At 57.2% G+C, this 12,591-nt stretch carries 10 protein-coding genes and 2 tRNA genes; all 12 read right to left on the bottom strand.

The annotated features are described in order from the left end of the window. Nucleotides 1-104 precede the first annotated feature (104 nt). A complete protein-coding gene (locus tag ACSBQQ_RS16420; protein ID WP_060428795.1) occupies nt 105-2,027 on the bottom strand; it encodes a DEAD/DEAH family ATP-dependent RNA helicase in 1,923 nt (640 codons plus the stop codon). Next, the gene (gene yrbN, locus ACSBQQ_RS16425; RefSeq protein ID WP_099032700.1) at nt 2,017-2,097 is read right to left on the bottom strand and encodes a protein YrbN; all 81 of its coding nucleotides are present in this window, start codon (nt 2,095-2,097) and stop codon (nt 2,017-2,019) included. The genes ACSBQQ_RS16420 and yrbN overlap by 11 nt, the downstream gene beginning before the upstream one ends. A 116-nt stretch (nt 2,098-2,213) precedes the next feature. Next, nucleotides 2,214-3,098: a lipoprotein NlpI gene (gene nlpI / locus ACSBQQ_RS16430; protein ID WP_033636826.1), complete on the bottom strand. Its 885-nt coding sequence runs from the start codon at nt 3,096-3,098 to the stop codon at nt 2,214-2,216. A gap of 128 nt (nt 3,099-3,226) precedes the next feature. After that, nucleotides 3,227-5,344, bottom strand: coding sequence for a polyribonucleotide nucleotidyltransferase (gene pnp / locus ACSBQQ_RS16435; protein WP_033636825.1), 2,118 nt, complete (start codon nt 5,342-5,344; stop codon nt 3,227-3,229). Nucleotides 5,345-5,600: 256 nt separating this feature from the next. After that, entirely contained in the window at nt 5,601-5,870 is a 270-nt protein-coding gene (gene rpsO, locus ACSBQQ_RS16440) for a 30S ribosomal protein S15 (protein WP_004933502.1), read from the bottom strand. Nucleotides 5,871-5,994: 124 nt separating this feature from the next. Further along, complete coding sequence (truB, locus tag ACSBQQ_RS16445; RefSeq protein WP_039567792.1) at nt 5,995-6,939, bottom strand: tRNA pseudouridine(55) synthase TruB; 945 nt, start codon at nt 6,937-6,939, stop codon at nt 5,995-5,997. After that, on the bottom strand, nt 6,939-7,349 hold the full coding sequence (gene rbfA, locus ACSBQQ_RS16450; RefSeq protein WP_004933508.1) for a 30S ribosome-binding factor RbfA: 411 nt from the start codon (nt 7,347-7,349) through the stop codon (nt 6,939-6,941). Before rbfA ends, truB begins: the two co-directional genes overlap by 1 nt. Nucleotides 7,350-7,418: 69 nt before the next feature. After that, complete coding sequence (gene infB / locus ACSBQQ_RS16455; RefSeq protein ID WP_033636822.1) at nt 7,419-10,106, bottom strand: translation initiation factor IF-2; 2,688 nt, start codon at nt 10,104-10,106, stop codon at nt 7,419-7,421. A gap of 23 nt (nt 10,107-10,129) precedes the next feature. Then, nucleotides 10,130-11,638, bottom strand: a complete 1,509-nt coding sequence (gene nusA / locus ACSBQQ_RS16460) for a transcription termination factor NusA (protein WP_019453340.1) — start codon at nt 11,636-11,638, stop codon at nt 10,130-10,132. A 21-nt stretch (nt 11,639-11,659) separates the two neighbouring features. Next, nucleotides 11,660-12,112 carry a ribosome maturation factor RimP gene (rimP, locus tag ACSBQQ_RS16465; protein ID WP_028127574.1) on the bottom strand — a complete coding sequence of 151 codons (453 nt, stop codon included), beginning with the start codon at nt 12,110-12,112 and terminating at the stop codon, nt 11,660-11,662. Between the two features lie 217 nt (nt 12,113-12,329). Next, nucleotides 12,330-12,406 (bottom strand) — tRNA-Met (locus ACSBQQ_RS16470). Nucleotides 12,407-12,466: 60 nt separating this feature from the next. Continuing rightward, nucleotides 12,467-12,553, bottom strand: a tRNA-Leu gene (locus ACSBQQ_RS16475). Nucleotides 12,554-12,591 lie beyond the last annotated feature (38 nt).

A 12,591-nucleotide genomic window follows, 5' to 3' on the forward strand; every position in this document is an offset into this window, starting at 1 on the left:
ATGATACGCCATTCGGGGACGTTTGACGGCAACTTTCAGGCATAAAAAAACCAGCCCGCAGGCTGGTTTTTCAGAGCACTACACCGCGAACGGTGAATCAGCGATTACGCGTCGCCGAAACGACGACGTGGTGTAGCAGGTGCGCCATCATCACGGCGTGGCGCCGGTTTGCCGTCACGGTTGTAGTTACCGCCACGACGCTCGCCGCCGTTGCCGCCTTCACGACGTTCGCCGAAGGAACGACGTGGGCCGCCTTCGCGACGTTCGCCGTTGAACGGACGACCGTTGCCGCGACGCTCGCCGCCGTTGCCACCGTCACGACGCTCGCGGCGTTCGAACGGCTGTGCATCGCCCAGCAGCTGCATGTTCATCGGCTTGTTCAGGATGCGGGTGCGAGTGAAGTGATTCAGGATCTCGCCCGGCATGCCTTTTGGCAGCTCGATGGTGGAGTGGGACGCGAACAGCTTGATGTTACCGATGTAACGGCTGCTGATGTCGCCTTCGTTAGCGATAGCGCCAACGATGTGACGCACTTCTACGCCATCGTCACGGCCCACTTCGATGCGGTACAGCTGCATTTCGCCAACGTCACGACGTTCGCGACGCGGACGATCGCCGTCACGGCTGTCGCGGCGATCGCCACGGTCACCGCGACGATCGTCACGGTCGTTGAACTCGCGGCGCTGACGCGGCTTGAAGACCGGATCCGGCGGCAGGATCAGCGGACGTTCGCCCTGTGCCATTTTCAGCAGCGCTGCGGCCAGGGTTTCCATATCCAGCTCTTCTTCCGGCTGCAGTTTGGTCAGCAGTGCGCGGTACAGATCCAGATCGCTGCTTTCCAGCTGCTGCTGAACTTTTGCGGCGAACTTGGCCAGACGGCGCTCGCCCAGCAGTTCTGCGTTCGGCAGTTCCACTTCCGGGATGGTCAGCTTCATGGTGCGTTCAATATTGCGCAGCAGGCGGCGTTCGCGGTTTTCCACGAACAGCAGCGCGCGGCCGGCGCGGCCCGCACGACCGGTACGGCCGATACGGTGAACGTAAGACTCGGAGTCCATCGGGATGTCGTAGTTGACAACCAGGCTGATGCGCTCAACGTCCAGGCCGCGGGCCGCAACGTCGGTCGCGATCAGGATATCCAGACGACCGTCTTTCAGGCGCTCCAGGGTCTGCTCACGCAGCGCCTGGTTCATGTCGCCGTTCAGCGCGGCGCTGCTGTAACCGCTGCGCTCCAGCGCTTCGGCCACTTCCAGGGTCGCGTTTTTGGTACGGACGAAGATGATCGCTGCGTCAAAGTCTTCAGCTTCCAGGAAACGCACCAGCGCTTCGTTTTTACGCATGCCGTACACCGACCAGTAGCTCTGGCTGATGTCCGGACGGGTGGTCACGCTGGATTGGATGCGCACTTCCTGCGGCTCTTTCATAAAGCGGCGGGTGATGCGACGGATCGCTTCCGGCATGGTGGCGGAGAACAGCGCGGTCTGATGTTCAGCCGGGATCTCAGCCATGATGGTTTCTACGTCTTCGATAAAGCCCATGCGCAGCATTTCGTCGGCTTCATCCAGCACCAGACCGCTCAGGTTAGAGAGGTTCAGGGTGCCGCGTTTCAGGTGGTCCAGCAGGCGGCCTGGGGTACCCACAACGATTTGCGGGCCCTGGCGCAGAGCGCGCAGCTGCACGTCGTAACGCTGGCCGCCGTACAGGGCTACCACGTTGACGCCGTTCATGTGTTTGGAGAAATCGGTCATCGCTTCGGCAACCTGAACCGCCAGTTCGCGGGTCGGTGCCAGCACCAGGATCTGAGGTGCTTTCAGGTCTGCCTGCAGGTTGTGCAGCAGCGGCAGCGAGAACGCTGCAGTTTTACCACTACCGGTCTGTGCCATGCCCAGCACGTCGCGGCCGTTCAACAGGTGAGGAATACACTCAGCCTGGATCGGAGATGGTTTTTCATAGCCCAGATCGTTCAGGGCGGAAATGATTGGAGCAGACAGCCCCAGATCAGCAAAAGAGGTTTCAAACTCAGTCGTCATGTACACGTGCCTCATTAATAATGGCAGCCAGTCTACATAACTCGTCGAGAAAATTTTCAGTCATTTTCATTGAAAAGTGTGAACCGGCTCAAATTAGATTATAAAACGAACAAAAAAGCCCTCGCCCGTGAAGGCGATAACTTTGGTTAAAAACCAATGTTCATCAGGCTGATAGGTGTTCGTCAGCTATTGCTGGTCCGATTCCGATAGGTCGTCTTGCTCTTGGCCCAAAAGCGCCAATTCCAACAATGCATAGCGGTGCTCAACGAAGTTGTGAACGTTGTTAGCCACCGTCAGTTTGAACAGCGCCGAAGCGGTGTCCTTGTCCCCCAGACTCAGGTAGTGTTTACCCAAATAGAAGTCAGTTTCACTGAGATGCTCAGCGAGCGAAGTGTTATCCGTTGCATCTGCCTTGAGGCGTTCCATCAGCGTTTTTTCGCTGATCTTGCCCAGGTAGAATTCGACAATATTCCATCCCCATTGCCCTCTGTCCGCTTTGTCATAGCGCTGCTGAAGCGCTACCTCGGCCTTCTTGGGATCGATTTCTCGCTCCACCAGATACAGCCATAACGAACGGAAGGGATCGTTTGGGTCGTCTTGATAAAACGCCTGCAGATCATCCTGCGCCAACGGGAAGCGGCCGCCATAATACAGTGCGATGCCCCGGTTTAAACGCGCGTAATTGTAAGTTGGATCAAGCTCTAGTACAGAATCAAACGCTTCATAGGCAGCATCAAAATTGCCTGCCTGCGTTAAGTAAATGCCCAGGTAGTTGAAAACTTCCGGCATGTCGGGACGTATCGCCAGCGCCTGCGAGAAATCATTGCGCGCTAATGCACGTAACCCGAGGCTATCATACAGCACACCGCGCTCATATAAAAGCTGTGCGCGTTCGTCATCCGTCAGTGCCCGGCTGGCAAGAATTTGTTCCATGCGCGCCAGGATCACTTCCTGCTGCAACGTTGGCTGCAACGGGATTGCCAAAACTTCGTCTTTACGCCAATCATGGTTGCTGCATCCTGCCAGCATGAGTGCTGTCGCAACGTAACACCAGCGCAAGAAAGGCTTCATTTCCCACTCCCGAAGACAAACATTGGATGAACGTCCTGTCCTCCGTTTGCTAAAACGCGGGCATCCTACCCGCGCGATACGAACAGCTCCCAACCCCGTGGCGGGGAGCTGTAAAACTATCTATACAGTTATTCTGCTTCAGGCGCAGGTGAACCCGCTTCCGGCGCCATCGCTTCTTTGATGCTCAGACGCACGCGGCCCTGACGGTCAACTTCCAGTACCTTAACCGGCACTTCCTGACCCATCTGCAGATAGTCGGTCACTTTCTCGACGCGCTTGTCGGCGATCTGAGAAATGTGTACCAGACCTTCTTTACCACCGCCGATAGCGACGAATGCGCCGAAATCAACGATACGGGTCACTTTACCCTGGTAGATACGGCCCACTTCGATCTCTGCCGTGATCTCTTCGATACGACGGATAGCGAATTTCGCCTTCTCCCCGTCGGTCGCAGCGATTTTAACTGTACCATCATCTTCGATTTCGATGGTAGTGCCAGTCTCTTCGGTCAGCGCGCGGATAACGGAACCGCCCTTACCGATCACGTCTTTAATCTTATCCGGGTTGATGCGGATAGTATGAATACGCGGTGCGAATTCGGAGATATCGCCGCGTGGGGTGCTGATAGCCTGTTCCATCACGCCCAGGATGTGCAGACGCGCACCCTTGGCCTGGTTCAGAGCCACCTGCATGATTTCGCGGGTGATGCCTTCGATTTTGATGTCCATCTGCAGCGCGGTGATACCGTCGCGGCTACCGGCCACTTTGAAGTCCATGTCGCCCAGGTGATCTTCGTCACCCAGAATGTCGGACAGAACCACAAAGTTGTCGGCTTCTTTCACCAGGCCCATCGCGATACCCGCAACGGCAGCCTTGATTGGCACACCGGCGTCCATCAGCGCCAGAGACGCGCCGCACACGGAAGCCATGGAAGAAGAACCGTTGGATTCGGTGATTTCAGACACCACGCGAACCGTGTACGGGAAATCTTCCGGTTTAGGCATCATAGCCAATACGCCGCGTTTCGCCAGGCGACCGTGACCGATTTCACGACGCTTAGGAGAACCGACCATGCCGGTTTCGCCCACGGAGTACGGAGGGAAGTTGTAGTGGAACAGGAAGCTGTCGGTCTTCTCGCCCATCAGCTCGTCCAGGTTCTGCGCATCGCGCGCGGTGCCCAGGGTCGCGGTAACCAGCGCCTGAGTTTCGCCACGGGTGAACAGCGCGGAACCGTGGGTGCGCGGCAGTACGCCGGTGCGCACGTCCAGGCCACGGATCATGTCTTTTTCACGGCCGTCGATACGCGGCTCGCCACGCAGTACGCGGCTGCGCACCACGTTTTTTTCCAGGTTACCCAGGATGTCCTGGATTTCGCCGGCGTCCAGCGTTTCGTCCTGCGCCAGCAGGGTTTCAACAACGCTGTCTTTGATCGCGTCAACCTGAGCGTAACGCTCTTGTTTTTCAGTGATGTGGTAAGCGTCGCCCAGACGAGCTTCGGCCAATTCAGCCACGCGCGCTTGCAGCGCTTCGTTGACCGCAGGCGCCTGCCAATCCCACTTCGGTTTGCCGGCTTCGGCAACCAGCGCGTTAATGTTTTCGATAACCACTTGCTGCTGGTCGTGGCCGAACACCACGGCGCCCAGCATCTGATCTTCGCTCAGCACGTCCGCTTCGGATTCCACCATCAGCACCGCGCCGGCGGTACCGGCAACCACCAGATCCAGACGGCTTTCTTTCAGCTCATCGGTCGTCGGGTTCAGTACGTACTGATCGTTGATGTAACCCACGCGCGCGGCGCCGATTGGGCCGTTGAACGGAATACCGGACAGGCTCAGGGCTGCGGAAGCACCGATCATCGCAACGATGTCCGGGTTCACCTGCGGGTTAACGGAAACCACGGTCGCGATCACCTGAACTTCGTTCAGGAAGTTGTCCGGGAACAGTGGACGGATCGGACGGTCGATCAGACGAGAAGTCAGGGTCTCGCCTTCGCTCGGACGGCCTTCGCGACGGAAGAAGCTGCCCGGGATGCGGCCGGCGGCGTAGGTACGCTCTTGGTAGTTAACGGTCAGCGGGAAGAAGCTCTGGCCCGGCTTGGCTTTTTTCTGGCCAACGACGGTAACGAAGACGGCGGTGTCATCCATGCTCACCATAACGGCGGCGGTGGCCTGACGCGCCATCATACCGGTTTCGATGGTGACGGTATGCTGGCCATACTGGAATTTGCGAATGATCGGTGTCAGCAAAATTATATCCTTGATTAGCGGCGCGCAATCGCATTGACGACTCGACACGCCTGTGACTCGATTTGCCTTCTCACTACATCCTCGCGACTAATGACAATCCTTATCTCAGGCGGGAGATAAAGCCTCTCATTAGCCGCGCGAACCTCTGTAACGGAAGAACCTGTTTGGAAACATCAGTAATACATTAACCTGATTTGCTTATGCTTCCTAGAAGAAAGGGGCCAAAATAGGCCCCTTTCCACTGAAACTTGCTAGATTAGCGACGCAGACCCAGACGCTCGATCAGGCTGGTGTAACGTGCTACATCTTTACGCTTCAGGTAGTCCAGCAGCTTACGACGCTGAGAAACCATACGCAGCAGACCACGACGGCTGTGGTGATCTTTTTTGTGCTCGGAGAAGTGGCCTTGCAGATGGTTGATCTGCGCAGTCAGCAGGGCAACCTGAACTTCGGTAGAACCGCTGTCGTTAGTACCACGACCGAAATCAGCTACGATTTGAGCTTTAGCTTCAACACTTAGAGACATTGTAATACTCCAGATTATAGATAATAAAAACAGGCGCCGATCTCTAATTCAGCAACCCAATGCATAAGCTGCGCCATTCTACTCTTAGCGCAGTGCGATCGCAAGGCGACGCAGAGCCCCGCCGTCAGTCGAAATGCTCGACCACCAGGCGGCGCGGCGCCACGCGACCGTCCTCGGCGATGTCACCAACGCCGATGAATTTTCGCTCTTCACCCTCGGTGATGCGCACCAGGCCAGAAGCCGGCGCGCCGGCCACTTGCACCGGTTGCCCCTGCTTGACGTAGCCCGCCACCACCGGCAGCAAATTCACTTCCGGATAGTTCTCAACCGGGCTGTCCATCGGCATCAGCAGCGGATCGAGCAGCTCGCCGGGCGCGATCGCCTGTTCCTGCGCCTGAGCCAGCAAAGCGTTCAGCTGTTCCAGCGTCACCATGCGCGCGATCGGATAAGTCGCCACCTGCAGGCGGCGCAGATAGATCACGTGCGCGCCGCAGCCCAGCAGCTCGCCGAGATCGTCGGTGATGGTGCGGATGTAGGTGCCTTTCGAGCAGTGGATCTCCAGCTCCAGCTCATCCCCTTCCCAACGGATAAACTGCAGCTCGTACACCGTGATGCTGCGCGCTTCGCGCGGCACTTCAATGCCCTGGCGCGCATACTCGTAGAGTTTCTTGCCCTGGTATTTCAGCGCCGAATACATCGACGGTACCTGCTGGATATCGCCGCGGAAGGTGTCCAGCGCCGCGTCGAGCTGCGCCTGGGTGAAGTTCACCGGGCGCTCCTGCACGATCTGGCCGTCGGCGTCGGAGGTATCGGTACGCTGCCCCAGCTTGGCGATCACCCGATAGCGCTTGTCGGAATCGAGCAGATATTGCGAAAACTTGGTCGCTTCGCCCAGGCAGATAGGCAGCATGCCGGTCGCCAGCGGATCGAGCGCGCCGGTATGGCCCGCCCGGTTGGCGTTGTACAGGCGTTTTACTTTTTGCAGCGCATCGTTGGACGACAAACCCTGCGGCTTGTCCAGCAACAGCACGCCGTGGATATCACGGCCGCGGCGACGAGGGCGACTCATTAATCCTCCTTGTCATCACCTGAGGCGGAACGGCGCTCGGCGTCGTTCTTCACCACGTTGGTCACCAGGTTGGACATGCGCATGCCTTCCACCAGGGAGTTGTCGTAAGCGAAGGTCAGCTCCGGCACCACGCGCAGGCGCATCGCTTTGCCCAGCAGGGTGCGGATGTAACCGGAAGCGTCCTGCAACGCTTTAATGCCGTTGGTGACCAGATCCGGATCGTGGTTCTCGGTCAGTACGTTCAGAAAGGTGACGTAAACCTTGGCATACGCCAGGTCGCGGGACACTTCTACGCCGGAAACGGTCGCCATGCCGACGCGCGGATCTTTCACTTCACGCTGCAGAATGATCGCAATCTCTTTCTGCATCTCTTGCGCCACGCGTTGGCCGCGGCTGAATTCTTTTGCCATTTTGGATTCTCCAGACAAATCGGGGGGCACAAGGCCCCCCGTAAACAGATATAAGCAGATGTGCAATCGTTAAGCGATGGAGCGTTGGATCTCAATGATTTCGAACACTTCGATCATGTCGCCGACGCGCACGTCGTTATAGTTCTTAACGCCGATACCACATTCCATGCCGTTACGGACTTCGTTAACGTCATCTTTGAAGCGACGCAGGGATTCCAGCTCGCCTTCATAGATAACCACGTTGTCGCGCAGTACGCGGATTGGGTTGTGACGCTTGATGGTCCCTTCGGTAACCATACAGCCGGCGATAGCGCCGAACTTAGGCGATTTGAACACGTCACGCACTTCGGCCAGGCCGATGATCTGCTGCTTGTATTCCGGCGCCAGCATACCGCTCATCGCCTGCTTCACTTCGTCGATCAGGTTATAGATCACGGAGTAGTAACGCAGATCCAGGCTTTCCGCTTCGATCACGCGGCGCGCAGAAGCGTCGGCACGCACGTTGAAGCCCAGGATGATGGCGTTGGAAGCCGCAGCCAGCGTCGCGTCGGTTTCGGTGATGCCACCTACGCCGGAGCCGACAATCTTCACCTTCACTTCGTCGGTGGAGAGTTTCAGCAGCGAGTCGCTGATCGCTTCGCAAGAACCCTGTACGTCGGACTTCAGTACGATGTTCAGCTCGGACACTTCGCCGTCGGTCATGTTGGCGAACATGTTTTCCAGCTTGGACTTCTGCTGACGCGCCAGTTTGACTTCGCGGAACTTGCCCTGACGGTACAGCGCCACTTCACGCGCTTTCTTCTCGTCACGCACCACGGTCGCTTCGTCACCCGCTGCAGGCACGCTGGACAGACCCAGGATTTCCACAGGAATAGACGGACCGGCAGAGGTCACGTCACGGCCCAATTCGTCGCGCATCGCACGCACACGGCCGTATTCGAAGCCGCACAGAACGATGTCGCCCTTGTTCAGCGTACCTTCCTGAACCAGCACGGTAGCCACAGGGCCACGGCCTTTATCCAGGAAGGACTCGATCACCACGCCGCTCGCCATGCCGCTGCGAACCGCTTTCAGTTCCAGAACTTCGGCCTGCAGCAGGATAGCCTGCAGCAGTTCGTCGATACCGGTACCGGCTTTCGCGGACACGTGGACGAACTGCGCTTCGCCGCCCCACTCTTCCGGCATAACGCCGTACTGAGACAGTTCCTGCTTAACGCGGTCCGGATCGGCTTCCGGCTTGTCGATTTTGTTCACCGCAACCACCAATGGCACCTGCGCCGCTTTCGCGTGCTGGATAGCTTCGATGGTCTGTGGCATCACGCCGTCGTCGGCTGCCACTACCAGCACCACGATGTCAGTCGCCTGAGCACCGCGAGCACGCATCGAGGTAAACGCGGCGTGGCCCGGGGTATCCAGGAAGGTGATCATGCCGTTCTCGGTTTCTACGTGGTAGGCACCGATGTGCTGGGTAATGCCGCCGGCTTCGCCCGCCGCCACTTTGGTGGAGCGGATGTAGTCCAGCAGAGAGGTTTTACCGTGGTCAACGTGGCCCATGATGGTCACGACCGGCGCGCGCGGCTCGGCCGCAGCGCCCGTATCACGGTCGCTCATCAGCGCTTCTTCCAGCTCGTTTTCACGACGCAGGATAACTTTGTGGCCCATCTCTTCGGCAACCAGCTGTGCGGTTTCCTGGTCGATAACCTGGTTGATGGTGGCCATGGCGCCCAGCTTCATCATCACTTTGATGACCTGAGAACCTTTTACCGCCATCTTGTTGGCCAGCTCGGCCACGGTGATGGTTTCGCCGATCACCACGTCACGGTTAACCACCTGCGCCGGCTTGTTGAAGCCCTGCTGCAGAGCGCTAGGCTTGCGTTTGCCTTTACCGCCACGGGTAACGGCACGCGCTTCTTCGCGATCCGCTTTGGATTCGGACAGCTTGTTGCCTTTCTTCTGCTTGGTGGCTTTGCCGCCGCGGGTGCGGCTGCGACGATCGCCTTCAACTTTGGCGTCGTTTTCGTCTTCCGCGGCACGGGCGTGCTGAGAGGTGGTCACGTGATAGTCGGCGCTTTCAACCGCGGCGCTTGCCGCGTCTGCCTGGGCCCACTTCTCGCCGTTCTCTTCGGCCATGCGACGGGCTTCTTCCGCCACGCGCTTGGCTTCCTCTTCAACCTTGCGGCGCACTTCCTCTTCCGCTTTGCGTTTCAGTTCAGCGGCTTCGGCTTCACGGCGTGCTTTTTCCGCCTGAGCTGGCTTGGTCATTTCGTCGGTATGTTGATTGGTCACTTTTTCTTTTTCCGCTGAATTACGCTTAGCAATCTCCGCGGCCTCACGTTTGGCTTGCTCTTCGGCTGCGCGCTTCGCTTCCGCTTCGCGTTTTGCGAGCTCTTCCGCTTCGCGCCGTGCCTGCTCTTCCGCTTCACGCTGTGCCTGCTCTGCCGCTTCAGCCAACTGGGCTTCCTGCGTATCGCGATTTACATAAGTGCGTTTCTTGCGGACCTCAATTTGCACCGATTTACTTTTACCGCCGGTGCTCGGGATATTCAAGGTGCTGCGCGTTTTGCGCTGCAAAGTGAGTTTACCCGGCGCGCTACCGTGTTCACGGTTCAGGTGCGCCAGCAATGTTTCTTTTTCTTGCTGGGTAACAGAGTCCGACTCGGACTTGTTGATCCCTGCATCAGCAAACTGCTGTACCAGGCGATCAACCGGAGTCTGAATCTCTGCTGCCAGCGATTTTACGGTTACATCTGTCGTCATGCTGTTCCTTCCTGCTACAGTTATTACGCGTTGTCGCCAAACCAACAGATATTGCGTGCAGCCATGATCAGCTCACCGGCTTGCTCATCGCTAAGCCCTTCAATATCAGCCAGATCGTCAACACCCTGCTCGGCAAGATCTTCCAGCGTACAAACCCCACGCGCGGCCAGTTTAAAGGCCATGCTGCGCTCAAGACCCGGCAGGTTGAGCAAATCGTCGGCCGGTTTGTTGTCGCCCAGGCTTTCTTCTTGTGCCAGGGCCAGCGTGGTCAATGCAGCTTTGGCGCGTTCGCGCAATGCTTCAACCGTATCTTCATCCAGACCGTCGATTTCCAACAGCTCTTTGATCGGCACGTAGGCCAGCTCTTCCAGCGTGGAGAAGCCTTCTTCAACCAGTACGGTGGCGAAATCTTCGTCGATATCAAGATACTTGGTGAAGGTATCAATAGCGGCATGAGCCTCGGCCTGGTGCTTGGCCTGCAGGTCGTCCGCCGTCATCACGTTCAGTTCCCAACGATCGTCGCCGCGGTGTTGTTTCAGCAGCTGGGAAGCCAAACGCACGTTTTGGCCGTTACGGCCGATCGCCTGCGCCAGGTTGCTGGCTTCAACGGCGATATCCATGGTGCAGTTATCTTCGTCTACCACGATCGACGCGACGTCGGCCGGTGCCATGGCGTTGATGACGAATTGCGCTGGGTTATCATCCCACAGGATGATGTCGATGCGTTCGCCGCCGAGCTCGCTCGACACGGCCTGAACGCGCGCACCGCGCATACCTACGCAGGCGCCGACCGGGTCGATGCGCTTGTCGTTGGTTTTCACTGCAATTTTCGCGCGGGAGCCTGGATCGCGGGCTGCCGCTTTAATTTCGATCACTTCTTCGCCGATTTCCGGCACTTCGATGCGGAACAGTTCTTTCAGCATTTCCGAGCTGGAACGGCTGACGAACAGCTGCGCGCCGCGAGCTTCAGGACGCACGGCGTACAGTACGCCGCGAATGCGGTCGCCCGGACGGAAGTTTTCGCGCGGCAGCATGTCTTCACGGCCAATCACCGCTTCGGCGTTGTTGCCCAGATCCAGCGCGATGCTGTCACGGTTCACTTTCTTCACCACGCCGGTGACGATCTCACCTTCGTGTTCACGGAAAGCGTCAACCACCATCGCACGCTCGGCTTCGCGCACTTTCTGCACGATAACCTGCTTGGCGGTTTGGGTGGTAATGCGGTCGAAGGTCACGGATTCGATCTGATCTTCGACGTAGCCGCCGAGCTCGATGCTCGGATCCTCAAACTGAGCGGCTTCCAGCGTGATTTCACGCGTTGGCTGCGTCACTTCGTCTACGGCGACCCAACGGCGGAAGGTATCGAAATCGCCGGTTCTGCGGTCAATGCTGACGCGCACGTCGATTTCCTGCTCGTATTTTTTCTTGGTTGCGGTGGCTAATGCAGTTTCCAGCGCTTCGAAAATCTTCTCGCGCGGAAGGGATTTTTCATTGGAAACTGCTTCAACAACAGCCAGAATCTCTTTGTTCATCCTAGTTGCCTCTTCCAAACTTTAAAAGTGGGGTACCAGGTTCGCTTTCTGGATGTTGCTCAGCGCGAACACTTCATCTTTCCCTTCCACAGTAACCGTGATCATCTCGCCTTCGACAGACTTGATAATACCCTGCCACTTGCGACGGTTCTGTACCGCCATGCGCAGGACCAGGCTGACTTCTTCACCGAGGAAACGCGTATAGTGCTCAGCGGTGAACATCGGGCGATCAAGGCCAGGAGAGGAGACTTCCAAGTTGTAAGCGACCGTGATTGGATCTTCGACGTCCAATACAGCGCTGACCTGGTGGCTGACATCAGCGCAATCATCAACATTGATGCCGTTATCACTATCAATATAGATGCGGAGCGTCGATTGGCGCGCACGAATGAATTCGATGCCTACAAGCTCAAAGCCCAACGCTTCTACGGGTGCCGAAAGCATCTCTGTTAACTGTTGCTCTAATGTGGACAAGCCCACCCCCAAGACATAAAAAAAGGGCTAAATAGCCCAGTGATTCTGTTGCCAAATAACAAAAAACCCCGAAAAATCGGGGCTTTATGCAACTGGACCCTGTTTGCCGCTAGGCGGCCTCGGTACAACTTTCGAGCAAGTGTCATTTTCAAATGTTGATCGAGAAAAGCGGATTTCAATCGAAAAGTGTATTTGAAAATAAACACTTAAAGGAAAGTGGTTGCGGGGGCCGGATTTGAACCGACGACCTTCGGGTTATGAGCCCGACGAGCTACCAGGCTGCTCCACCCCGCGTCCGAAAACGTGGCAAATACTACGCCGATAATCGCAAAATTGCAAGTTATCTCTGGGATTTGGTACCGAGGATGGGACTCGAACCCACAAGCCCGTTAGGGCACTACCACCTCAAGGTAGCGTGTCTACCAATTCCACCACCTCGGTACTGATTCTTACTGCTAACGGCCGTTGTTCTTTCGAGT

Source organism: Serratia sp. G204Y (genome assembly GCF_051172435.1).
GTDB classification, from domain to species: Bacteria; Pseudomonadota; Gammaproteobacteria; order Enterobacterales; family Enterobacteriaceae; genus Serratia; species Serratia sarumanii.

What these genes read in the sequence shown, in the direction of transcription:
- ACSBQQ_RS16420 (WP_060428795.1), bottom strand. Translation starts at nt 2,027, where the DNA reads ATGACGACTGAGTTTGAAACCTCTTTTGCTGATCTGGGGCTGTCTGCT.
- yrbN (WP_099032700.1), bottom strand. Translation starts at nt 2,097, where the DNA reads ATGAAAATGACTGAAAATTTTCTCGACGAGTTATGTAGACTGGCTGCC.
- nlpI (WP_033636826.1), bottom strand. Translation starts at nt 3,098, where the DNA reads ATGAAGCCTTTCTTGCGCTGGTGTTACGTTGCGACAGCACTCATGCTG.
- rpsO (WP_004933502.1), bottom strand. Translation starts at nt 5,870, where the DNA reads ATGTCTCTAAGTGTTGAAGCTAAAGCTCAAATCGTAGCTGATTTCGGT.
- truB (WP_039567792.1), bottom strand. Translation starts at nt 6,939, where the DNA reads ATGAGTCGCCCTCGTCGCCGCGGCCGTGATATCCACGGCGTGCTGTTG.
- rbfA (WP_004933508.1), bottom strand. Translation starts at nt 7,349, where the DNA reads ATGGCAAAAGAATTCAGCCGCGGCCAACGCGTGGCGCAAGAGATGCAG.
- infB (WP_033636822.1), bottom strand. Translation starts at nt 10,106, where the DNA reads ATGACGACAGATGTAACCGTAAAATCGCTGGCAGCAGAGATTCAGACT.
- nusA (WP_019453340.1), bottom strand. Translation starts at nt 11,638, where the DNA reads ATGAACAAAGAGATTCTGGCTGTTGTTGAAGCAGTTTCCAATGAAAAA.